The organism is Oceanobacillus sp. HCA-5259, from assembly GCF_037892815.1.
In the GTDB taxonomy this organism is placed as follows: domain Bacteria; phylum Bacillota; class Bacilli; order Bacillales; family Amphibacillaceae; genus Oceanobacillus; species Oceanobacillus indicireducens.
Window position 1 is genome coordinate 1 of sequence record NZ_JBBKBV010000024.1, and the last position, 22,682, is coordinate 22,682.

Consider the following 22,682-nt stretch of genomic DNA (forward strand, 5'->3'; position numbering starts at 1 on the left):
TCAGAGATCGTGTCCCGGTTTTTTCAATTAACTAGGGATTAAAGGGTTTAATTGAAAACAGTTCGGGTACAATACCGAGTAGACAGTCGTTTATGCGGGCGAATTGGAAATCTACAAATAATCGTGATTACCCCCTACTTTTTTAAAGGGAAATGTAGTATACTATAAAAGGGTTTTATTTAAACTTATTTTAATATAAGAATGAGAAATAAGTTTAACCAATGCTTGCGTACCGATAGAAATAAATATTGAGGAGTGAAGTACATGGTAACACTTTATACCTCACCAAGTTGCACGTCCTGCAGAAAAGCTAAAGCTTGGTTGGAAGAACATAACATTCCGTTCAAGGAGCGAAATATTTTTTCGGAACCGCTAACAATTGAAGAAATAAAAGGAATTTTGCGGATGACGGAAGATGGGACAGATGAAATCATCTCGACACGTTCAAAAGTATTCCAGAAGTTAGATGTAAATATTGATCAATTACCAATGCAGGATTTGTTTGATCTCATTCAAAAAAATCCCGGCTTGTTAAGAAGACCGATTATCCTTGATGAAAAACGGCTTCAGGTTGGATATAATGAAGATGAAATCAGACGATTTCTTCCTAGAACCGTTCGTACATTCCAATTAAAGGAAGCACAACGAATGGTAAACTAAAGGAATTTATACATTTAAAGCACAGGACTAAGTACAACGTCTTGTGCTTTTATTTATCACGTATTAACGGTCTGTAATCCCCCACCTCTAAACATGAGGGAAGTCCAACATATGAAGGTAGGGGATAAACAGTCCGTAAATTCCTGATTCTGTTCAACTAACATTCAGTGGGGAGGAAAGGAACGTCCCACTGAATGAAGTTTCACTTTATCTTAAGCAGAGGCGCCCTTACAGACTAAGTACGTGATTCGTTTCGCAACGCCTGGGACTGCGATTACTCGTCCCACTGAGGAGCGTTTGTACTAGCACATCCAGTAGTCGCAGCAACGTACGGACCGGGCCATCTAGGACGTAAGGTAGTTCGATGTTGCCACAATGAGAGCGTTGTTAATCGAACTTCCTATTTTACCTATAGGAGGCAAAGGGAGCGATGTTGATTTTTACTACTTAGGCATAAGTGCAGCTAAGCTTCATGTCTTAACCAATCGGCAAGGCTTCTTTACCGCGTCCTGAGGTGAAGAAAATCCGTTAGTCGCTGGGCTCTGGAGCTGGATGTTGTGATGATTAAAAGAAAATGCGTGACAAATTGTTCAAACTGCTTTAGAATAAACATTTAATTATAGGCATATTCATTTCCAAACCGCCATACTTTATCATACAATAGCTATAAGTTAAGGAGGAACACACTTTTCTTAGCTAAACAGTCCGTACGCATATTATTTTAATAGATTCAAATCTTCGCTTGAAGGGAGAGTAGAAGAATGGAAATAGAAAGAATAAACGAAAATACGATTAAGTTTTATATTTCGTATCTGGATATTGAAGATTTAGGCTATAAGAGGGAAGACATTTGGTACAACAGAGAACGCAGTGAACAATTATTCTGGCATATGATGGATGAAGTGAATCAGAAAGAAGACTTTAGTCCGGATGGCCCGCTCTGGATTCAAGTGCAAGCGATGGAAAAAGGTCTGGAAATTATCGTTACGAAAGCCAAGATTTCTAAACATGATGAGGCATACGAACTTGATGATGATGACCTTGAATTGAACGGGGAAGAGGATATTGATGATATCCTTGAAGACACATTCGGAAAGAGTGCAGACAATGTGGATGACAATCCTGGATTCCATGAAGAGAGACTGTGGGTCATCGTGAAGTTTGCCGATTTTGAAGATGTTATCCAGCTTAGTCATTTGATGAAGCATGACTATGAAATCCAAGAAGAAACACTCTACCATTATGAAGGTGCGTACTATCTTTACGTACAGTTTGGCATCGAGGTTCTGGATGATGACGATATTCAGACGAACCTTATGAGTAAAATCCATGAATTCGCAACGAACTCTGATATCTCCTTACATGTACTTGAAGAATACGGGAAAATAATAATCGAGGAAAACACGTTTGCTGAAATAAGAAAATACTTTCCAAGAGAAAAATAGACATCTGGACAGGATGTCTATTTTTTATCGGAAAAGATCTGCTTAAAAGCAGGAATTTATTGTTATTTGTCGAATATAGCGAGCATGGAGGTGTTTGCATGCTGCAAGCAAGATTAAAAAGTGGAAAATATATTATACCTGCTCTGTACCCGAAAAGTGAGCTTTTGCAATTAAGGGCAGGAGAAGAGTCGTTTTATTGCCCGGTTTGCGATGAAAAGGTCATCTTGCGGGTAGGTGAGAAAGTAGTTGCCCATTTTGCCCACACAGCAAACGTGAATTGTCCGTCCCGGGGAGGAGGGGAAGGCGCTTATCATGAACAAGGGAAACTGCAATTATATGAATGGCTCCTTCGTCAAGGTCTTAGTGTAGAGCTTGAAGCATATATGCCGGAAATTAATCAGCGACCAGATATACTGCTCCATCACGGTGAACGCAGAATCGTGCTAGAGTACCAATGTTCTAGAATATCCAATGAGGAAATCATTGAACGAACCAATGGATACAAAGAAATTGGCGTCCCCGTTATCTGGATTCTCGGAGAAATATTATTAAAGCGAAAAGGAAAACAGGCGCTACGGATTGATTCCTTTACGAGAACGCTCATCCATCAATTTACCTCAGCTTATCCTTTAAGTCTTTTCTACTACTGTCCCTTCACTTGTGATCTCATTAAATTCCAAGACTTTACTTTTACGAATAAGAACCGTGCACTAGGAAAACTAACAGTAAAACGGCTTGAAACAATGACGTTTCCCGAACTGCTTGCAAAAGAATTTTTACCGGATTATCATTTTATAACGATTTGGAAACGGGAAAAGAAATATTTCCGCTTAAGAAGGTGGGGTAAGCTGTTTGGAGAGGAGCGGAAGTGGCATCACTGGCTATATAGGAAAGGTTTGCATTTTGAAAAGCTACCTTCATTTGTTCATCTTCCCGTTTCCGGAGCTTATCGTATGAAGCTACCCGGTTGGATTTGGCAGAGTTGGATTCTGTTCGAAGTGATTGCACCAAGGCCGATCGGATCTATAATTACGACGAAAGCGTGCAATTATCTAGTTCAACATTATTTATTCCCCTGTGAATATTTCCCCTTGATTAAGTCTCCAGCACAACCCGTCCGCGAATATCTTACACTTCTTTGTTCAGCAGGCCTCTTACGGAGAACCAATACTGATACTTTCGAAAAGTTGACAGACATCGATCTACCCGAGCGACTTGAGCTAGCTATAATAGAAGACGGCGATTTTATTACAGAACTTTTTCAGAACAAATAAACATTATTCGAGCATGATAACCCATTAATTCGTTATACTAAAAGAAGGGGTTTTCTATAATTTTCTAGAATTAGTATAGTAAGCAGATATAAAGGAGGAAATTTGATGTCAAATACGACGAAAGAATTGAAATCAAGAAGTGAGGTTCCAGTTGAACGGACTTGGCGACTGGAAGATATTTTTGCGAGCGATGAGGATTGGAAAAAGGAACATGCACAACTTACAGAAGACCTGCCGGAAATTGAAACGTATCAAGGAAAGTTAGCTTCGTCAGCTGATACGTTATATGAATTATTGAAACTGCAGGATGACCTCTCCAGTCGGCTTGGCAAATTATATACATACGCTCATATGCGTTATGATCAGGATACGACAAATTCCTTTTATCAGGGGCTGAATGCCGAGGCGGAAATGCTGCTTACGAAAGCTTCCAGTGCAATGAGCTATATCGTTCCAGAGATCCTTGCGATGGATGAAGGCAAGCTGGATGAATTTTTGCGGGAGAAGGAAGAACTAAAGCTTTACGAAAAAGTATTAACAGATATTGCGAAGCGCCGTCCGCATGTGCTGAGTGAAAAGGAGGAAGCATTGCTAGCAGAGGCTGGTGAAGCTCTAGGAACGGGTGAACAAGCATTTGGTATGCTAAACAATGCGGATCTTACATTCCCGGCGATTAAGAATGAGAACGGGGAAGAGGTTGATGTGACCCATGGCAGATATTCAATCTTCCTTGAATCAAAAGATCGCCGAGTTCGTAAAGATGCATTTATGGCGATGTATGAAACATATGGTAAATTTAAAAATACCTTTTCAGCTACGTTAGGTGGAAATATAAAGAAAGATAATTTCTATGCGAAGGTACGTAATTATGATTCAGCAAGACAAGCAGCACTCTCGAGCAATCATATCCCTGAAGAAGTATATGATAATCTAGTAGAGGCAGTGAATGAGCGTCTGCCTTTATTACATCGATACGTGGAATTGCGGAAGAAGATTCTCGGTGTCGATGAACTGCATATGTATGACCTTTATACACCGTTAGTGACAGATGTCGATATGAAAGTTCCATATGAGAAAGCGAAAGAATATGTCGCTAAAGGACTGGAGCCGCTCGGTAGCGATTATCAGCAAATTTTAAAAGAGGCGTTTGAGAATCGCTGGATTGACGTGGAAGAGAATAAAGGGAAGAGGAGTGGTGCTTATTCCTCCGGTACGTATGGAACGAATCCATACATTTTAATGAACTGGCAAGATAATATCAATAATACATTTACGCTTGCTCATGAACTTGGCCATTCGGTGCATAGCTATTATACACGAAAACATCAGCCCTTCCGTTATGGAAACTACTCAATTTTCGTAGCTGAAGTAGCTTCCACGACAAACGAAGCGTTGCTGAATGATTATCTACTGGAAAATTTGGAAGATGAAAAAGAGAAAATGTATATTCTGAATCATTTCCTGGAAGGTTTCCGAGGCACCGTATTCCGCCAGACAATGTTCGCGGAGTTTGAGCATGACATTCATGTCCGGGCCCAGAACGGGGAAGCACTTACTGCAGATAGACTGACTGAGATTTATTACGACTTGAATAAGAAGTATTATGGTCCAGCGGTAGTAAGTGATGAGGAGATTGGGCTCGAGTGGGCAAGAATCCCTCACTTCTATTACAATTATTATGTTTATCAATATGCAACCGGTTATTCAGCGGCGACTTCACTTGCAAAGCAGATTTTAGAAGAAGGGGAACCAGCAGTCGAACGCTATACTGACTTTTTAAAAGCGGGTAGCAGCGATTATCCAATCGAAGTGTTGAAAAAAGCCGGCGTTGACATGAACTCCAAACAGCCGATTTCCGATGCACTTGATGTATTTGAAGAAAAGCTTAAGGATTTAGAAAATCTATTAGGGTAATGGGAAAGGGAGCTGGTTGCATAACCGCTCCCTTATTCACCGCATTCGCCGATATGCTTTTTTGCGGTGCAAGATTGAATAAAGCATGAAATAAATTGAAATAAATAACAATGGCAACGTCAAGAATAAAGGAATCAATCGCATTAAACCAATCATGTTAATAAATAAAGCAAGCACCGTTAAAATAAAAAACAAAACCGGATACAAATGGTTCATAAGCATCCCCCTCGTTTAGTATAAAATATGAAGCAGGAACGTAAATATACCGGATAAACGTAAATATTATTGAACAATTTGTGAAAACTTGAACATATATCTTGCGCATTGAAAAAATACCTGTTAATATATAATTGTAAGTTGAAGCAAACAAACCCCTTTTGTTTGATCATGAAACTTTCTCCCATCCCCTTTGTATTCATACAAAGACGGAATTTAGAGAATGTACGCTGCCCCGTATATTCTCTATTTTTTTGTTGTATAAGAAACTATAAAATAAAAATGCAGTGATAACTTAGGGACCCAGGGCTAGCCACGTCCGCTCTGCGCCTAGCAACTAGCAGATCTTTTGGTGGGACGAGCAGTGCGCAGTCCCAAACTTCACACTCCTCCAATCGATAAAGAAGACTTGCCGAGCGGTCTTTGTGAGGCCTAGTTGCCCTTATACCCTTGTGGTGAAAGCGGGCATCAACTCAAAACTAAAGGAGGGCCGCTTAAATACGGGCTAAAGCCCAACTCACGTCTACCCCTAAAGGGGCACGTTTCCTTTATCTCATTCCGGTAAAAAGGAAGTTCGATTAAGTTCGCTCACGTATGGGGCAACATCGAACTACCTCCCATCCTGGGAGGCACAGTTTGTACGTTGCTGCGACTACTGGATGTGCTAGTGCAAACGCTCCTCGGTGGGAGGAGTAATCGCAGTCCCAGGTGTTGCGTAACGAATCGCGTTTTTAACCTGCGAGGGTGCTTCCGCCTTTGTTCTCATTTTTAAGAGAGGGACGAAAAAAACCACCCCGGGCATAAAATGTCCAGAATTTGAACTTTTTGTGAACTATCACACAAAAGTATTGTCAAATCGATAATGAGTTGTTATGATATATACATAAGTTGAAACAAACAAAAACCCCTTTTGTTTGATCATGAAACTTTCTCCCATCCCCCCTTTGTATTCATACAAAGACGGAATAAGGATATACGCTGCCCCGTATATCCTTTATTTTTTTGTCTATTTTTGGGACATGGGGTCAGAGGGTCTGTCCCAATCCAAGTGGGACAGTTCCTCTGACCCCATGTCCCGAACCCAAAAAAATAGACCGACTAATGGTTAGTCCGTCAAATTTTTGGTTTCCAGTAGATTTCGTTATCTGCTTCAACTTTTTCTACTAGTTGCTTTAATTGTAATTTCTTCATTTCACTTAATGTTTTTGTTTCTGACCAGTCATAAATAATAGAGATTTCTTGGGTGCCGATAATTGTTGAACGGCTAACCAATTCTTCTAGTGACGGTTTCGTGGATGGAATCGGGTGATATTGTAAGATTTCGCTTAAAACAAGCTCATATATTTCATAAGGATATAGTCCGGAAACTTTTATTCCATGCTCTTCCACCGTCTGATTAAAGAATACCATTGTCGGCATCGCATCGACGTCCATTTCATTCGTAAGGCGCAAATCACATTGATAGGCCCTTTTTGCCGATGGAGAAACAATGTCTTTCTCAAATTCCTGCATATCTAATTTTGTTTCCTCTGCACAAGAGAACAGTACATCTAACTCGGAAATGTTCAAGCGCTCGATAAACAGCTTTTCTTGCAACTTTTGTAAAAACTCTTTCCCTGCCCGCTTTCCCTGCAACTCAGATGCCTTAATGGCGAGGGAGGTAATCAGTGGATGTGTGACTGGATAGCGTTCACTACTTTCACTTACCATTTCTGCATGATTTGCGAAGGGAGCGTGTACCTGTTGCCTGTTCACTAAAGAAAAGCGGCTATTTACAATCACTCGCACGGTGAAAAATCTGCCATATTCCAATGTTAGTTTCCTTAAATAAAACTGGAGAGACCAGCAATCTGCGGAAAAAGGATCCAAAAACAGATAAATTTCTACAGGCTTTTGGACAGAATCCGAATCATGATATGTTGCTGATGGATTAGAGTGATTCATACTCAATAACTCAGGCTGCTGCCAGCTCACATCAAGTCCTCCTTTCCTTTATTCTGGTGTATTCATCATGTGATTAGCTGTCATCGTTAATTTCTCAAAAATAATCGTCCGATAAGGCTCATCGATACCTGCTTCTTCCAGTGCCTCTTTCATACAATCCAGCCAGGCATCACGCCTGCTTGGTGTAATGGGGAAGGGGAGATGCCTTCTGCGCATCATCGGGTGACCTCTTTCCACTTCGTAAAGTCGAGGTCCGCCAAAGAACTGGGTGAGAAACAATTTTTGCTTTCTTGCTGTCTCCGTCAAATCTTCCGGGAAAATCGGAATGAGTAACGGATGTTTTGCTACTCGTGCGTAAAAACTATCAACTATTTTCTCAATTTCACTATAGCCGCCTATTGCGTCGTAAATGGAGCGGTGTCTAATGTCCTGCATATGGATTTCTCCTAATTTTGTTTTTCATTATTGTAGCAGGGCTTTAGTATATGAGCAACAAATGTGATTTATGATAGTGAATATTTACTTATCACCTAATGTCTTCCATCGAGATTCTGCAAATTCATAAAGAACCGTTCAATCTTGTTCGGTGTCTGCCGCAAGGGAATATGATTTGTTTCCAGTATCCATTTAAACACCTTTTCACCTTCAGCACGGTTTTTCGCTTCCAGTTCAAATTCATAATCATCTTGATTGTTATACATACTGTAATCAAGCACGTAAAGGGTGTCTTTATTTTCATATTCACGGCGTTCGGTTGTCAGGTCACCAAAGTATTTTAAATCTCTGAATTCGATTCCCAACTGCTTCAGCTGTTTTCCGGTATTCGCTTTTGCTACTGGTTTCCCGTTTAGCCAACTTGCAGCTTCCTTTTGCGATAATTTATCATGTGTCTCCAGCAATCCATCACCGAATGGTTCCTTTAATGTTAATGTAAACTCCCCGTTTTTCTCTCTGATCCTTAAGGCACTGCGTTGCTTCTTCAACCTCAGATCTTCAGTTTCAAAATAATGGTTCGTTTGTTTGAAGGGTTCCTTAGGGAAGGGGAATGTTTCCAGTAACGTATCAAATTCAGCTTTCGTCAATAAATTCTTAAATTCAATTTCAATTTCCTGTGCCACTCGAAATGCCTCCGTTGTAAAGTGATTATAATTGATTATGGCAATTTCTCAAGTAATATGCAATGAATAGCCTTTTTCTCTGCATGTGTTAAAATAGACTAGGTACATACTCAAACGGAAAGAGGAGTGGTGACTGTGAATTGGGAAGTAATCCTGGCTCCTTATGAACAGGTAGTTGAAGAATTAAAAGTGAAATTAAAAGGGATGCGCAAACAATTTGAACATGAATCAAGGCACTCACCGATTGAATTTATTACAGCAAGGGTGAAGCCAATCCCGAGTATCCTGGAAAAGGCGGAGAGAAGACAAGTGCCGCTGGACCAGATAGCAGATGAAATTCAAGATATTGCGGGAATCCGTGTTGTTTGCCAATTTGTCGATGATATTTATACCGTAGTCGACATGTTACGTGAAAGAAGCGATTTTACAATTCTTGAGGAAATCGATTATATAAAAAGTAAGAAAAGCAGTGGATACCGATCCTTTCATATGATTATTCAATATCCTACCGAAACGATTCACGGAAGAAAGCTCGTAACTGCGGAAATTCAAATCCGTACACTTGCCATGAACTTCTGGGCGACGAATGAGCACTCCTTAAATTATAAATATAAAGGAAGAATACCTGAAAAAATTCAAAAACGTTTACAGCTTGCAGCAGAAGCAGCTTTTAATCTCGACGAAGAGATGTCAAAAATCAAAAGTGAAATTCAAGAGGCGAATCGGATTTTCCACCGGTTGTAATCAGGCACTCGTATGTAAGGGGGAGGAAAAGTGAAATTTGTAATTGTTTCAAGGGACGATCATCGCTCCAAAACAATTAAAGCAACAATGAAGCAATATTTAACAGAATTTGATTTGGAATATAGTAAAGAAGAACCTGAACTTGTAATATCGGTCGGAGGAGATGGTACATTCCTGGAAGCATTCCACCGTTACCACCACAGATTGAAGGAAACTGCTTTTATTGGTGTACACACAGGGCATCTTGGCTTCTATGCCGATTACACACCGGATGAACTGGAGAAATTAATCATTGAAATTGCGAAGACGCCATTTCAAACGGTGGAGTACCCGCTCCTTGAAGTCATTATCCGCTCCAAAACCGGAGAAAAAGAGGACCGGTTACTTGCACTAAATGAAGTCATGATCAAAACAGCGGATGGATCTTCCGTTGTTCTCGATGTTGAGATTAAGGGTGAGCATTTTGAAACATTCCGTGGGGATGGTATTTGCATATCTACACCGTCAGGAAGTACTGCTTATAATAAAGCGCTTGGTGGTGCAATTATCCATCCTTCATTTGAAGCGATTCAGTTAACGGAGATGGCGTCGATAAATAATCGGGTGTTCCGAACGATCGGCTCACCGCTTATTTTACCGCAACATCATACCTGTATGCTGCGTCCGATGCGTGATAGCAGCTTTCTAATTTCGATTGATCATTATACGAACACGTATACAGATGTGAAATCAATTCAGTGCCGGGTTGCCAAGGAAAAAGTACGTTTTGCAAGGTTCAGACAGTTTCCATTCTGGAACCGGGTGCGTGATTCTTTCGTTTCTGAGGGAAATCAAAGGTTTGGAGAATAGAGAGGCAATTATTTAAATGAAATGGATAATTAAGGAAGAACAGGCAGGCATGTTAATCCGTGACTTTTTGCAGCAAGTGGGCGGGTTTTCTAGACGGATTTTAATTGCGGCAAAATCTGCTGAGGGGAATATTTTGCTGAATGGGGTAAAGCAGACGGTAAGGGGGCAACTGCAAGCGGGAGATGTCTTGGAGGTAAAGCTTCCCCCAGAGCCTGTGAGTAAATGGCTTTTTCCCGAATCACTTGAACTTTCCATTGTATATGAAGATGAAGCGGTACTAGTCATAAATAAACCGGCAGGGATGCCAACACTTCCCTCGCCAAAATATAAATCGGGCACTGTTGCAAATGGGGTGCTTGCCCATTATGAAAAAATCGGAAATCCTCATACAATCCATGTTGTCACAAGACTGGATAAAGATACTTCCGGTTTATTACTCATTGCAAAAGACCGACTGAGCCATAGCTTGCTAGCAAAAAGTCAACAGCAATTCACAATTAAGCGGAAGTATTTGGCGATTGTAGAAGGTGAGATGGCAGAGGATGAAGGGAAAATTAACGCGCCGATCGGAAGGAAGCCTGGTTCTATTGTGGAACGCGTTGTCACAGAGATAGGGAAGCCGGCAGTGAGTCACTATAAAGTGAAACAACGGATGGATGAGCATACACTTTTGGAAGTGGAACTTGAAACAGGGAGAACCCATCAGATTCGGGTCCATTTTTCACATATTCACCACCCTTTACTAGGGGATGATTTATATGGTGGGAAAAAAGACTACTTAAATCGTCAGGCTCTCCATTGCCATGAAATTAGTTTCTTGCACCCATTTACAAGGAAGCTTCATACAACGAATGCTCGCTTACCAGAAGATATGGAGCAGGCAATAAAGCAATTATCAAACGATTAATCGAATGTACGAAACTTGTCTTCGTTCAAAGGTTGTTGGGAACGAACGGAAACTAAATTTTTTTCGGGAAGCTGATAGGCCGAAAGTGCATTCCCGAATACACAGCCAGTATCAATATTTATCGTATGATTGACAATTCTTGGCTCCTTAACAGGGGTATGTCCATAAATAATCCAGCGTTTTCCGTGATAGTGTTTTGCCCAATCACGTCGAATTGGTCTGCCCTTTTCGTCGGATTCGCCGGTAATGTCCCCGTAGAGAACAAAAGTCTTCACCCGTTTATCCGTACGACCGATGTATTCTTCCTTTATTCCGGCATGACAGATAACGGCATTCAGTTCAGGGATTTCGAGATAGAGCGGGGCTTGTTCGTATAAAGTCATGAACTGTTTGCGAATGTGCTGCTTTTCATCTTTACTTAGCGACTCGAATTCCTGAACCGTTGTCTCCAGTCCATGCGTTTGTTGGACATTATTCCCTAGAAAGAAGCGGTACAGTTTATTACAATGATTTCCGGGCACATAGCGAGCGATTTTTTCCGTAATAACCATACGATAGACAAGACGGATTACCGCAAGCGAATTCGGGCCACGGTCAGTTAAATCACCGAGAAAAACAGGAACTCGGCCACCGGGATGCTTGAAAACTTGATTATCATAATGGTAACCTAAACTTTGGAAAAGATTGTGCAGCTCATCGATGCAGCCGTGCACATCACCAATACAATCAATTTTCATCATTCGTGCCTCCTTTAAGAACTATTGTACACAACATGACCGATATTAATAAGACTTTATTCTCTTCGTTTTTTTATTTTTATTCGTGGAAAGATATAAATGGAGAGGTTTGCAGGAAAGGATTGGTGAACATGAGCGAATCATTAGAGAGATACGAAGCAGAAAAGCAGGAAAACTACCAAGCCCGCTTTAATAAATTACAAATATCTCTTGAAGAAGACGATATTAAAGGCTTCCGGGAAGACTTTCTTGATATGCATACGTATGAACAGGCAAGTTTTTTCAGGGAACAGCCTGTAGAGCTCAGGCGTTGGATTTACGGCTATTTATCTCCAGCGGAATTTGCTGAGATTATCGAGAGTATGGATTTTGAAGAAACGCTAGAGTACTTTACAGAAATGGACCCACAGTATTCCGGCGCCATTATGACCGAACTTCCGGTGGACGATGCGGTCGATATTCTAAGTTTATTGGAAAAAGATGAAGTTGCAAGCTTCCTGACGCTCATGGACCAGGAATCCGCCGAAGAAATTAAACTCCTTTTAAATTATGAGGAAAAAACTGCCGGTAGTATTATGACGACGGAGTTTATCGCCTTGTATGATACACAAACTGTCGAACAGGTCATGAAACTGCTGAAAGAAGAAGCGCCTGATGCTGAAATGATTTATTATTTATATGTTGTGGATGAAGCGAAGAAAATTGTTGGAGTGCTCTCAATTCGTGATTTGATTGTTTCCGATTACGATGCATTGATTAAAGATGTAATGAGTGAGTGGGTCATCACTGTCTCTGCCGGCAAAAACCAAGAGGAAGTTGCACAATTGTTTATGGATTACGATTTTCTTGCTGTACCGGTTGTAGATTTTCAAAATCACCTTATCGGGATTATTACAGTTGATGATATTTTAGATGTAGTGGATGAGGAAGCGAGTGAAGACTATTCCAAGCTTGCTGGGGTAGCCGATGGCGAACACCACACAGACACACCATTTGAAGCAGCGAAGAAACGATTGCCGTGGCTTATTATACTTTTATTTCTTGGTCTGTTCACAGCAAGTCTTATCGGACAGTTTGAAGAAACACTGGAACAGGTTGCAGTTCTTGCAATATTCATTCCGTTAATTGCTGGGATGGCAGGTAATACCGGAACACAGTCTCTAGCGGTTGCAGTGCGTGGTCTTGCAACAGGAAACTTTGGAAAGCAAGGGAAATTTAAGTGGCTGCTGCGCGAACTTGGAACAGGGATGATTACGGGAGGTGTTTCTGGTGTAATCCTTGCTATTGTCATCTTTATCTGGCAACAGAATCTCGTTTTAGGATTACTTGTCGGGGTGTCGATTTTTGCGTCCTTAATTGTAGCGACGATAGCAGGGGCATTTATTCCAATACTCATGGATCGGCTAAAGATTGATCCGGCTGTCGCATCCGGCCCTTTCATTACGACGTTGAACGATATCACATCAATCCTGATTTACTTCGGCATGGCAACATCCTTCATGTCGTACTTGGTGTAAGAACAAAGGCTCCTTACAGGTTAAGTATGCGATTCATTTCGCGGGCGCAGTTTTTAATTTTTAAATCGAAAAAAGGGGGGAGTGTTTCTTCCCTCCTTTATTTCATTACCGGGGCCAATATCTTTGGTTCAAGTAGACGAACGTTATCTCACCTTTCTGATTAAAAAAATTGGTCAAAAGCCATGGACCTTGTGGAAAACCAAGACCTCTCTCAACGCTCCCGTACCAAGAAGTCCATATTCCCTAACAAGAGGGAATTTTTCTACAATACTCCTAAAAAATCTCCAGGTTTTACTGTGTTTACTCCTCTTTTCTTATCTGAATTAGGAAGACCTAAGGCATAATAAATGATTATGCTTAATAGCAGATTAATTTGTTCCCCTTTTAGAAATTGATAGTGGGCTCAGACAGGGGAGTGCCGGTTAATTCTATGTAGAGTTTATTCGGGTAAACAGGTCAGTATATGTATCCCATTTTACTCACACACGGCTGGGCGGTTCTCGCATATACTGAATATGAAAATTTAAAACAAAGGGGAGAGGGATTTTGGATAAGGAACGGTATGCCAAGGATCCATTGTTATATATTCATCAAACCCGTACGGAGAAGATTAATGCAAACATGCAACAGTACTATCGGTCATCCAAAATGAAGCCAGAAAGTGCAGAAGGAAAGCCACCCAGTCCCGGTCGGATTAAAAAAATGTCACCAGTCTATAATCATAACTCAGAGACAGATGAAAGCGAATCGGAAGACACGGAACAAATAAAGAATAAAAACTTCCAAGAAATGACGGTAGAAGAGCAGTTGGTTTACTTAACGGATAAACCTTCCTATGCGCCACGAATAGTTTGTGAGATTAGAACCAATCAACGAAGCTATAGGGGGGTAGTGTTAAATTATCTGGATGGCGTAGTAACAATCCGAAGTGGAAGGAGAAGACTGGAAATTTCCCGTGAAGAAATCGAACGAATCCGGCTGCTCAGCTTATAAAGTGAAGCTTCATTCAGTGAGGGTTTCCTTCCCTGCCCCACTGAATGTTGAACAGAATCAAGGATTTACGGACTGTTTATCCTCCACCTTCACATATTGGGCTTCCCTCATGTTTAGAGGTTGGGGTATTACAGACCGTTAATGCGTGCTAAAGTGAAACTTCATTCAGTGGGGAATTCCTTCCCTCCCCACTGAATGTTAGTTGAACAGAATCAGGTATTTACGGCCTGTATAACCCCCACCTTAACATTTGGTTTTCCCTCATGTTTAGAAGTGGGGTATTACAGACCGTTAATACGTGATAAATACCACAAGCAAATAAAAAAAGATAGGCGCCCAAAATGAGGGAACCCCATTCATCATCTGGGCGCTTAACTTATAAAGCTTAATGGAATACGCTGATTGCTGGAAGACAAGTGACATGGCAGAAACAATGCAAGTCGACCGTAATGCAAATCCCGGTAGCTTGTAAATTTTTCGTTTTCTGCTCGGTTGGATCTTTCAAATCATTGTAGCCACATGGCTGTTCATGAGCTAATAACAACTCTAAAACTGCACAGTCATTTTTATCGATGCTTTTCACACGGAAAATGAAGCTTGCAACAATTGGACCAATTTTATCTTCCCGCTTGCGGTCTGCTCCAAATCCTTTAAATGGCTTACACCCGTCTTCACAATATAAAATGATTGGGACGGTGTCTAAACCTCTGCCATGATCTGACTCCCCAAGTAGGTCATTGATGGAGCGTTCACAACTAGTGCTACAGTGATTTTCCACTACATCTCTCTGTGCTCTCTCTATTTCTTTCAATACGTCGATAACACAGCTCCCTGTGTCAAAATCTTTTCCACAACCACAGCTCATACATCATTACTCCTTTCACAAATTAATCACTTTCTGTAATAACATATGTGCAAATGGATGGTTGGTGTGGGCAAATTACTATCTAAAGTGGGCATACTTTTCAGAATAAAGGGTATAGAATAATAGAACTACCGCCATAATTCAACATTGATTTACGAAGCATTATCATAAGATGGAAAGATTAAAGGGGGAGGGGGAAGCTGATGGGCTACATTATGCCGATTGATCGATATCAATACATTAATTATCAGGAACGGATAAGTACAGATAAATTAGCTGTATCACCGGTGAGTGCCAGTTTTCGCCCGGTACTGGAAAGAAAACATGAAGAAATATCCAGTGAATACGAACGATTACTTCCGAGCAATTATAAAACAAACACACCACAACATCAGCAAACAGTAGAAGAGACCTATGCAGAGTTAACAGGGAAAGGAAGAAGGTTCAGTGAAATAATCTAAAAAACGGGATGTTTAATAATTATTAAACATCCCATTTTTCATGGTTCCGATTATGAATCGGATATAATTGGATATCTTTACCTTTTTCATACTCCGCGTGAAAAATGTCTTCCAACTTGTAATTCTGTTTCCTCAGTTCCTCAAGCAGCCAATCTTCTGTAAGATTCCTTTCCTTGAGATTATCATAAATAATTTCACCATCATTAATTAATGAAATCGGAAGTTGAACCGGTTGAGCCGCAAGCTTCATATCTTTCCTTGTCGGTGTTTGGTAATCCGATTTCCGTAATACCGAGACTGTTCCGTTCGCTTCGAGAATCGCATATTCCACTTGATCCATGGAGAAGATATCCTTCGCTCGTAACATATGTTTCAATTGATTGACGTCCAATTTATTCTTCTTCATCACGTCACGGATAAGCTTACCGTTGTAAATTACGATTTCCGGGCTTCCTTCCAACAGGTAACGCGAACCCTTGAAGCGCTGGGTTATATATTCCGTCGTATACATTAAACCACCCCAGACAATGACGACAAATCCGATATGAGGAATGCCAATTTTATCATCAAAAAGGGCATTTCCTATTAATTCACCAAGGACAATCGCAGAAATAAAATCAAATGCTGTAATTTGGGATATTTGTGTTTTACCAAGAATTTTCGTCAAGGCGAATAAGGAAAAGAAGCCAAAGACAAGATCAAAGAACATCTCGGCATAGCTAGACATAGCAATCTCCTCCAATCAACGAGTATAGTTTAACCGTAAACTCGTATTTTATTCGAGGAAAGTCTATCGAATGGGAAGAGGACAAAAAAATAAACCGCATGCTCCCATACGGTTTATTTCTTCATTCAAATTCTTTTATCATTGCTACGTGGGGAATCCCGGCATCCATAAAAACATTTTCTGATAGCTTTTCGTACCCTTGGTCTTCATAAAATCCGATTGCGTGGGTTTGAGCATTTAATTTAGCTTTCATGTAGCCGTCTTGCTGAAGTTGTCGTTCCATTTCCTCCATTAGCATTTTACCGAAGTGTTTACCACGAAATTCTTTTCGTACACAAATTCGTTCCAGCTTGCCGTATTCATCTACATAGCGAAGCCTGCTCGCAGCAACTGGTTCATCCTGAACATAACCAACAAAGTGAATAGCTGTTTCATCATATTGATCAAGTTCTTCATCTTCAGGAACATGCTGCTCCTTCACAAACACAATCATACGCACATAAATTGCGTCATCTCGTTCTTTCTGTGATGTCACTTTCCGTATTTCCATTCCATTATTCCCTTCCGAGTACAAATGTTTCATGGACCGTCCATTGGCCATTATCTAATTGGTACAATAATTGGAAACGATCAAACGTATCCTCATATTTATGATTTTCCATATTGAGTCTCCCGAGGATATCCGTAAATTCCACATGGGTTAGGTCCTGTGCTAACGTAACATGTGGTACGAATGGATGCTTGCGGGTATCTTCAAATTTTCCACTGTGTAGTTTTTCTTCTAGTTTTATGATTTCATCAGTCTTTTCCACTTTAAAATAAATCGTATTTGTCACCGGCTCAAAGGAGCTTACCTTTGTAATGTGAATCGGGAAAGGTTCGGTTTCCATTGCGATTCGTTGCAACTCAGTGATAACCTCATCCAGCTTTCCATCCTCAATCTTAAAGCTGTCCTTTAACGTAATATGAGGCGGGATGAGCGTGTAACGTGGGTCATAACGTTTTCTATATGAGTTGGCAGCATCTTGAATTTCTTTTGACGGAAAAAAAGCGATTCCAAAGTTCATCATAAAACCTCCCGTTTAATAGTTGTTTGTTCGAGTCGAGTACATGTAGGATGATGATTTTATTTTTAATTATAACAAACTTAGTAAATTATGCTACTTTTGTTTCAGAAAGTTAACAAAGTAGATGGAAATTATTGGCGCTGCCGTCTTTTTCTTTAGTCGATCGTCGTTGTTAATGCACGGATCATATCTTTCTGCCAATATTTCCACGTATGCTCGCCATCTTCTAACTCATAGTAAAAATAATTGCTGTTGCCTGCTTCTAAAAAGTCCCGCAGTTCACGGTTAGGTGTAAGTTGGTCTACTGTCCTTCCATCTGTCAGTTTCGCCTCATTTTCTTTCTCACCGATTGTGTGATAGATATCAAGTGCGGCATGGTCTTTCGCCTGTTTCACTTGTTCCATCACCGCTTCATCGATGAAAGGGGATTGCAGAATCACCTTACCGAATGTATTTGGGTATCGTAGGGCGGTTAGTAACGAAAATGTTCCAGCAAGGGAGTCACCCATCAAAATACGCGATTTCCCCATATGATAGGTAGGGAGCAGATCATCGAGTAATGGTACAACTTCCTTAACGACAAATTTCGTAAATGCATCGTATTCGTTACCGTTCGGATGGTATTTCCGTCGCCTATCTTCCGCATCTTTATAGTGGATTCCGACAAATATCGTGTTTGTCAGTTCATAGTCTTCATGCAGCCGGTCACTATACGTTGCAATCCGGCCCATTTGATAGTAGTCGTCTCCGTCAAACATGATGCAAATGTTGTACTTGTATAAGTCTGAAAAGCTTTCTGGATAATAGATTTTTAATACTTTTGTTTCATCTAGATACTTACTCTCAATTTCTTTGTCGATCATTTTACCTTTTCTCGCCAATGCTTCCACCCCTTGTATGTATTTTAACTCAACCTTCGCATTTGAAAAAAGAAACACTGACTCATGCTTTCATTCAGCGTAAGTGTTTTGCTCGTTCATTTAATTTGGCGCTCTAATCGCCGTTCAGTTTCCCGGAGGACGGATGCTTTCCGCGGGCTCCGCGCTGAGCCTCCTCGGAAGAAAAGCACTTCCTGCGGGGTCTCATCGTCTCCGCTTTCCCGCAGGAGTCACCGTCCTCCGGGAAACTGAACTGGTAGGGATGATTATTATGAATGGAAACTATCACCCTAAGATCAGCGTTCTATTCCTAAAATGAAAAATAGTGTTCCAAATTTGGCTTTCCCCTCGGAGCAGTCCAGACACCTCGAGACTCCTGCAGGAGGAAAGGCATAGGTGAGACCCCGCAGTACGCAAAGCGTACGAGGAGGCTCACCAGCCGCCTGCGGAAAGCGAGAGGTGTCTGGACTGCGGACCTCCAGGAGGAAGTTGCACACACTTACGCTGAATGAAAGTGATAGTCGCTTCAGTTCTTTTGTTCAAGCTGCGAAGGTTAAGACGTTAACTTTATAGTACCACGTAGGAAGGGCTTGTTCTAATCCTTAGTTTGCTTGTTCGAGCAGCTGGCTTTCATGAAGGTTGTAATAAGCGCCTTTCTGCTTAATGAGTTCATCATGACTTCCTTTTTCAATGATTTTGCCGTATTCAAGCATGATGATTGTATCTGCTTCTTTGACAGTATTTAGCCGGTGCGCAATAACAAAGCTCGTTCTTCCTTCCATAAGCCGTTTAAGAGCTTCTTGGATTTTTAGTTCTGTAATTGTATCAATATTACTTGTCGCTTCATCTAAAATCAAAATGGAAGGACTCGCAATCAGCGCGCGGGCAATTGTGAGTAATTGTTTCTGCCCTTGACTAATGCCGCTTCCGGACTGATCAAGAATTGTGTCATATCCATTTGGAAGTTTCGTGATGAAATCATGAGCATTCGCATCTTTTGCAGCTTGCTCGACTTCTTCATCCGTTGCATTAAGCTTTCCGTAACGGATATTTTCCCGGATTGTTCCGTGGAAAAGGAATGTATCTTGTAAAACGAATGCCATCTGTTTTCTTAAACTGCTCCTCGTTATATCTTTAATATCAACGCCGTCCAGTGTAATTTTCCCTGCATCATAATTATAGAAACGTGAAATCAGATTAATGATCGTCGTTTTCCCGGCACCTGTGTGTCCGACAAAAGCAACCGTCTCTCCAGGTTTCGCTTCAAAGCTTACCCGATCGATGATCGTTTCCTTTTCATAGGCAAACTGGACTTCATCGAATATTACATGTCCCGCAGTTTCAGTTAGCTCTTTTGCATTTTCTTCATCTCGTTCTTCTTTTTCCTCATCCATTACATTAAAGACCCGTTCCGCACCGGCAATCGCGGAAAGAAGGATGTTGAATTGGTTGGAAAGCTCATTCAGAGGACGAGTAAATTGTCTAGCATATTCGGTGAAGATTACGATAATCCCGACCGTGACAAGTTCTTGATTACTATAGATCGCAAGCAAGCCACCAGCAAAAGCAATCAATCCGAAGCTTAAGAAATTCAGCATGTTCATGATCTTCGGAGTGAGACCGGCAATCATCTGCGCCCAGAAACCAGTTCGCTTCAGTTCTTCGTTCCGTTCTTCAAAAGCCCGAATGACCTTATCTTCCTGGGAATATGTTTTTACAACATGCTGGCCGGAAACAATTTCTTCTACATAACCATTGACTTCCCCGAGATGCTTTTGTTGTAGTTTATAGAGCGGCCCGGTCCGGGAAGTGATCCATTTCATCGCGTAAAACATAAGAGGGACGATAACGAGCGTGACAACCGTTAAAATTGGACTGAGTATCAGCATGACAATCAGCGTGCCAGCAAGTGTCAGAACACTCGAGAAAATTTGGATGACCGATTGATTGAGTGTGTTATTGACGTTATCAATATCATTTGTCAACCGGCTCATCAATTCCCCGTGCTGACGTTTATCAAAATAAGAAATCGGCAGTCGATGGAACTGTTCAAATAAATCCTTTCGCAAGTCAAAAACCGTATTCTGGGCAATTCCAATCATCCAAAAGTTCTGTAAGAAAATAGCAAGTGAATGAAAAAGGAAAACAAAGATCAAGCCGACAAGCAGTGTTCCAAGTCCATTTGTTTCCTGGGTCACGATATAATCATCAATCGCCATTCCGATAAGATAGGGACCGAGCAAACCGAGACCAGAACTAAATATCACCATTAAGATGACGAGAAAAAGCATCCCTTTCTGCCGGGAGAGATATGCCCAAATCCTTTTTAGGGTAGCCCCCATATTTTTCGCCCGTTTGTCTTTATCAATCTGGACGGAATCAAGCTTTATTTTCTCATAGTGGAAGGGAGCCTTCCAGTCCTTATTCGACATGTGCATACTCCTTTCCGTGCTGGGATTCCACAATCTGTTGATAGAGCCTGGATTGTTTAATCAATTCATTATGTGTCCCCACTGCGAGCACTTCACCTTCATCCATTAATAGAATCCGATCTGCAGTCCTTGCTGTGGAAACTTTTTGAGTAATGATCATTATTGTACAGTTGTATGATTCAATAGTCTCAAGCAATCTAGCTTCCGTAGCAAGGTCTAGGGCACTAGTACTATCATCAAGCATGAGAATCTTCGGTTTCCGGATCAGCGCCCTGGCAATCGAAATCCGCTGTTTTTGCCCACCGGAGAGATTCACTCCTTTTTGCCCGACTCTCGTGTCATACTGTTTAGGTAAACTCATGATTGTATCGTGAATCTGTGCATCTTTCGCAGCTTGTATCATTTCTTCGTCAGTCGCACCGACTTTTCCCCAAACGATATTATCCCGAACGGTTCCGGTGAAAAGGAGCGGATTCTGTGGCACATATCCGATACTATCCCTTAAGGTATCGAAGGGATAGGAATCAATAGACCGACCGTCAATTAGCACCTGTCCTTTAGTTGGATCATATAGCCGAGGCATGAGTTGGAATATCGATGTTTTCCCGGATCCGGTAGCACCCATAATCGCAAGGGTTTCTCCTGATTGGATGGTGAATGAAATATCGTTCAAAATAATTTCATCTGAAGCAGGGTATTGGAAATAAACATTGCGATATTCCACTGTACCGTCCTTAATCTCAATGTTATCATGCGTTCTATCTACTTCATATTCTGATTCACTTTCATTTTCTAATGTCAGCACTTCATTCACCCGTTCTGCCGATGCTTTTGTCCTCGAAAGAATGATGATAATAAAGGAGAACATTGAAATCGCCATCGCTACCCGGAGTGCATAATTGACGATAGAAACAACTTCTCCAACCGCAGCATTCCCGGCGAGCGACTGGATATTTCCGAACCAGATGATGAAGATAAGGCTCAAGTTCATAATAAATAAAAGGATAGGCATCGTGGATTCCACAAAATGGAAAGTCCTTTTTGTCGAAATCGCAAGGTCGTTATTTGCCCCCATGAAACGCATCTCTTCAAAATTCCGGCGTCCAAACGCTTTAATAATCCGCATACCTGCAAGATTCTCCTGCATGACTCGGTTGACGTGATCGACATTCGCCTGTACTTTAGAAAACATCTTACTAGCATACTTCATCACGAGGAATAAAAAGAGAATAAGTAAAGGCACGGTCAGAAGAAAGATCATTGCAAGGCGAGCATTTACAATAAATGCCATCGTCACTCCACCAAGCACAAGGAACGGGGCTTTTGCCATAATACGAAGCGCCATGAAGATCATATTTTGAATCTGGCGGATATCGTTCGTAAATCGTGTCACAAGTGCAGAAGTAGGGTAATTACTTAAGCTTTTAAAGGAAAAATATTGGATGCGGGCGAACAGCTTCTGTCTCAAATCAAAACCAAAGGCGAAACTGACATGAGAAGAGTAGAATGAGTTCAACACTCCAACGATAAGGGATAAAGCTGCAAGTCCAATCATGATTCCTCCCCACATCGTAATTTTCCCAACATCTTCTTGTAGCACCCCCTGATCAATCATGAGACCGAGAAAGAGAGGGAGGAGAAGCTCAATCATAAGTTCAGAAAACATAAAAATATATGCTAAAATAATGGATGTTTTATATGGTTTTAAAAAGGAAAAAACATTTTTCAAACGCTGACCCTCCAAGTAAGTAAAATAATAACAATTATTTAATTATTATAATGTGTTAGTAGGTAATTATCCAGTATCTTATTTCGGGTGTCGAAGTTTTGTGGGGGTGTTTGGAGATGATTGATTTTCCGTTTTTTTAAGTTAAACTGTGAGTCAAATAATGTGTTTACAATACAAGTATTCCGACACTAGAAAAAGGTGGTGA

The 22,682-nt window shown here is 41.0% G+C and carries 22 protein-coding genes; 10 read left to right on the forward strand and 12 right to left on the reverse strand.

Annotation, left to right across the window (positions count from 1 at the left end; translation table 11 throughout):
- The first annotated feature begins 264 nt into the window (after window positions 1-264).
- The 4 genes from spxA to pepF all read left to right on the forward strand — a co-directional run bounded on the left by spxA (window position 265) and on the right by pepF (window position 5,293).
- Window positions 265-660: a transcriptional regulator SpxA gene (spxA, locus tag WKU33_RS12850; protein WP_156854564.1), complete on the forward strand. Its 396-nt coding sequence runs from the start codon at window positions 265-267 to the stop codon at window positions 658-660.
- A gap of 761 nt (window positions 661-1,421) precedes the next feature.
- Entirely contained in the window at window positions 1,422-2,105 is a 684-nt protein-coding gene (mecA, locus tag WKU33_RS12855; protein WP_188859117.1) for an adaptor protein MecA, read from the forward strand.
- A gap of 98 nt (window positions 2,106-2,203) precedes the next feature.
- On the forward strand, window positions 2,204-3,379 hold the full coding sequence (locus tag WKU33_RS12860) for a competence protein CoiA (RefSeq protein WP_188859119.1): 1,176 nt from the start codon (window positions 2,204-2,206) through the stop codon (window positions 3,377-3,379).
- A gap of 105 nt (window positions 3,380-3,484) precedes the next feature.
- Window positions 3,485-5,293 carry an oligoendopeptidase F gene (gene pepF / locus WKU33_RS12865; protein ID WP_340454996.1) on the forward strand — a complete coding sequence of 603 codons (1,809 nt, stop codon included), beginning with the start codon at window positions 3,485-3,487 and terminating at the stop codon, window positions 5,291-5,293.
- 36 nt (window positions 5,294-5,329) lie between these two features.
- Here the strand turns inward: pepF and WKU33_RS12870 are convergent, their stop codons facing one another.
- The 4 genes from WKU33_RS12870 to WKU33_RS12885 form a co-directional block, all read right to left on the reverse strand.
- Window positions 5,330-5,509 carry a hypothetical protein gene (locus WKU33_RS12870; protein ID WP_156854556.1) on the reverse strand — a complete coding sequence of 60 codons (180 nt, stop codon included), beginning with the start codon at window positions 5,507-5,509 and terminating at the stop codon, window positions 5,330-5,332.
- A gap of 1,113 nt (window positions 5,510-6,622) precedes the next feature.
- A complete protein-coding gene (locus WKU33_RS12875; protein WP_188859123.1) occupies window positions 6,623-7,483 on the reverse strand; it encodes a DsbA family protein in 861 nt (286 codons plus the stop codon).
- 18 nt (window positions 7,484-7,501) lie between these two features.
- Window positions 7,502-7,888, reverse strand: a complete 387-nt coding sequence (locus tag WKU33_RS12880; RefSeq protein WP_340454998.1) for a globin domain-containing protein — start codon at window positions 7,886-7,888, stop codon at window positions 7,502-7,504.
- A 95-nt stretch (window positions 7,889-7,983) separates the two neighbouring features.
- Complete coding sequence (locus WKU33_RS12885) at window positions 7,984-8,571, reverse strand: CYTH domain-containing protein (protein WP_340454999.1); 588 nt, start codon at window positions 8,569-8,571, stop codon at window positions 7,984-7,986.
- Window positions 8,572-8,706: 135 nt separating this feature from the next.
- Here WKU33_RS12885 and WKU33_RS12890 point away from each other — a divergent pair, with 135 nt between their 5' ends.
- The 3 genes from WKU33_RS12890 to WKU33_RS12900 are packed head-to-tail and all read left to right on the forward strand — an operon-like array spanning window position 8,707 to window position 11,071.
- Window positions 8,707-9,315 carry a GTP pyrophosphokinase gene (locus WKU33_RS12890; protein WP_156854548.1) on the forward strand — a complete coding sequence of 203 codons (609 nt, stop codon included), beginning with the start codon at window positions 8,707-8,709 and terminating at the stop codon, window positions 9,313-9,315.
- Between the two features lie 30 nt (window positions 9,316-9,345).
- A complete protein-coding gene (locus WKU33_RS12895; protein ID WP_156854546.1) occupies window positions 9,346-10,164 on the forward strand; it encodes an NAD kinase in 819 nt (272 codons plus the stop codon).
- Between the two features lie 16 nt (window positions 10,165-10,180).
- Window positions 10,181-11,071: an RluA family pseudouridine synthase gene (locus WKU33_RS12900; protein ID WP_340455003.1), complete on the forward strand. Its 891-nt coding sequence runs from the start codon at window positions 10,181-10,183 to the stop codon at window positions 11,069-11,071.
- Here WKU33_RS12900 and prpE read toward each other — a convergent pair.
- The gene (gene prpE, locus WKU33_RS12905; RefSeq protein WP_156854994.1) at window positions 11,068-11,808 is read right to left on the reverse strand and encodes a bis(5'-nucleosyl)-tetraphosphatase PrpE; all 741 of its coding nucleotides are present in this window, start codon (window positions 11,806-11,808) and stop codon (window positions 11,068-11,070) included. The two genes, WKU33_RS12900 and prpE, sit on opposite strands and share 4 nt — an antisense overlap.
- A 131-nt stretch (window positions 11,809-11,939) precedes the next feature.
- On the opposite strand from prpE, the gene mgtE reads away from it, so the two are divergent.
- Both mgtE and WKU33_RS12915 read left to right on the forward strand, forming a co-directional pair.
- Window positions 11,940-13,325, forward strand: coding sequence for a magnesium transporter (gene mgtE / locus WKU33_RS12910; protein WP_156854542.1), 1,386 nt, complete (start codon window positions 11,940-11,942; stop codon window positions 13,323-13,325).
- Window positions 13,326-13,871: 546 nt separating this feature from the next.
- Complete coding sequence (locus WKU33_RS12915) at window positions 13,872-14,318, forward strand: CotO family spore coat protein (protein ID WP_340455005.1); 447 nt, start codon at window positions 13,872-13,874, stop codon at window positions 14,316-14,318.
- 385 nt (window positions 14,319-14,703) lie between these two features.
- Here the strand turns inward: WKU33_RS12915 and WKU33_RS12920 are convergent, their stop codons facing one another.
- Window positions 14,704-15,183, reverse strand: coding sequence for a CotY/CotZ family spore coat protein (locus WKU33_RS12920; RefSeq protein WP_156858098.1), 480 nt, complete (start codon window positions 15,181-15,183; stop codon window positions 14,704-14,706).
- A gap of 203 nt (window positions 15,184-15,386) precedes the next feature.
- Here WKU33_RS12920 and WKU33_RS12925 point away from each other — a divergent pair, with 203 nt between their 5' ends.
- Complete coding sequence (locus tag WKU33_RS12925; RefSeq protein ID WP_156858097.1) at window positions 15,387-15,644, forward strand: hypothetical protein; 258 nt, start codon at window positions 15,387-15,389, stop codon at window positions 15,642-15,644.
- 22 nt (window positions 15,645-15,666) lie between these two features.
- On the opposite strand, the gene WKU33_RS12930 is transcribed toward WKU33_RS12925, so the two are convergent.
- From WKU33_RS12930 to WKU33_RS12955, 6 genes are all read right to left on the reverse strand, one after another.
- The gene (locus tag WKU33_RS12930; protein ID WP_188859132.1) at window positions 15,667-16,371 is read right to left on the reverse strand and encodes a DUF421 domain-containing protein; all 705 of its coding nucleotides are present in this window, start codon (window positions 16,369-16,371) and stop codon (window positions 15,667-15,669) included.
- 121 nt (window positions 16,372-16,492) lie between these two features.
- Window positions 16,493-16,921 (reverse strand): GNAT family N-acetyltransferase, encoded by a 429-nt coding sequence (locus tag WKU33_RS12935; protein ID WP_188859134.1) that lies wholly within the window; start codon window positions 16,919-16,921, stop codon window positions 16,493-16,495.
- A 4-nt stretch (window positions 16,922-16,925) separates the two neighbouring features.
- Entirely contained in the window at window positions 16,926-17,438 is a 513-nt protein-coding gene (locus WKU33_RS12940) for a YjcG family protein (protein ID WP_188859136.1), read from the reverse strand.
- A 155-nt stretch (window positions 17,439-17,593) separates the two neighbouring features.
- The gene (locus WKU33_RS12945; protein ID WP_340455009.1) at window positions 17,594-18,319 is read right to left on the reverse strand and encodes an alpha/beta hydrolase; all 726 of its coding nucleotides are present in this window, start codon (window positions 18,317-18,319) and stop codon (window positions 17,594-17,596) included.
- A 599-nt stretch (window positions 18,320-18,918) separates the two neighbouring features.
- Window positions 18,919-20,748 carry an ABC transporter ATP-binding protein gene (locus WKU33_RS12950; RefSeq protein ID WP_340455011.1) on the reverse strand — a complete coding sequence of 610 codons (1,830 nt, stop codon included), beginning with the start codon at window positions 20,746-20,748 and terminating at the stop codon, window positions 18,919-18,921.
- Complete coding sequence (locus tag WKU33_RS12955; protein WP_340455013.1) at window positions 20,738-22,477, reverse strand: ABC transporter ATP-binding protein; 1,740 nt, start codon at window positions 22,475-22,477, stop codon at window positions 20,738-20,740. The genes WKU33_RS12950 and WKU33_RS12955 overlap by 11 nt, the downstream gene beginning before the upstream one ends.
- Window positions 22,478-22,682: the final 205 nt, after the last annotated feature.

Excerpts from the sequence above, each read along its gene's own strand:
- WKU33_RS12870 (WP_156854556.1), bottom strand. The coding sequence starts at position 5,509 with ATGAACCATTTGTATCCGGTTTTGTTTTTTATTTTAACGGTGCTTGCT.
- WKU33_RS12880 (WP_340454998.1), bottom strand. The coding sequence starts at position 7,888 with ATGCAGGACATTAGACACCGCTCCATTTACGACGCAATAGGCGGCTAT.
- WKU33_RS12920 (WP_156858098.1), bottom strand. The coding sequence starts at position 15,183 with ATGAGCTGTGGTTGTGGAAAAGATTTTGACACAGGGAGCTGTGTTATC.
- WKU33_RS12930 (WP_188859132.1), bottom strand. The coding sequence starts at position 16,371 with ATGTCTAGCTATGCCGAGATGTTCTTTGATCTTGTCTTTGGCTTCTTT.
- WKU33_RS12925 (WP_156858097.1), top strand. The coding sequence starts at position 15,387 with ATGGGCTACATTATGCCGATTGATCGATATCAATACATTAATTATCAG.
- mgtE (WP_156854542.1), top strand. The coding sequence starts at position 11,940 with ATGAGCGAATCATTAGAGAGATACGAAGCAGAAAAGCAGGAAAACTAC.
- WKU33_RS12860 (WP_188859119.1), top strand. The coding sequence starts at position 2,204 with ATGCTGCAAGCAAGATTAAAAAGTGGAAAATATATTATACCTGCTCTG.
- WKU33_RS12940 (WP_188859136.1), bottom strand. The coding sequence starts at position 17,438 with ATGAACTTTGGAATCGCTTTTTTTCCGTCAAAAGAAATTCAAGATGCT.
- WKU33_RS12900 (WP_340455003.1), top strand. The coding sequence starts at position 10,181 with ATGAAATGGATAATTAAGGAAGAACAGGCAGGCATGTTAATCCGTGAC.
- WKU33_RS12935 (WP_188859134.1), bottom strand. The coding sequence starts at position 16,921 with ATGGAAATACGGAAAGTGACATCACAGAAAGAACGAGATGACGCAATT.
- WKU33_RS12950 (WP_340455011.1), bottom strand. The coding sequence starts at position 20,748 with ATGTCGAATAAGGACTGGAAGGCTCCCTTCCACTATGAGAAAATAAAG.
- pepF (WP_340454996.1), top strand. The coding sequence starts at position 3,485 with ATGTCAAATACGACGAAAGAATTGAAATCAAGAAGTGAGGTTCCAGTT.
- mecA (WP_188859117.1), top strand. The coding sequence starts at position 1,422 with ATGGAAATAGAAAGAATAAACGAAAATACGATTAAGTTTTATATTTCG.
- prpE (WP_156854994.1), bottom strand. The coding sequence starts at position 11,808 with ATGAAAATTGATTGTATTGGTGATGTGCACGGCTGCATCGATGAGCTG.
- spxA (WP_156854564.1), top strand. The coding sequence starts at position 265 with ATGGTAACACTTTATACCTCACCAAGTTGCACGTCCTGCAGAAAAGCT.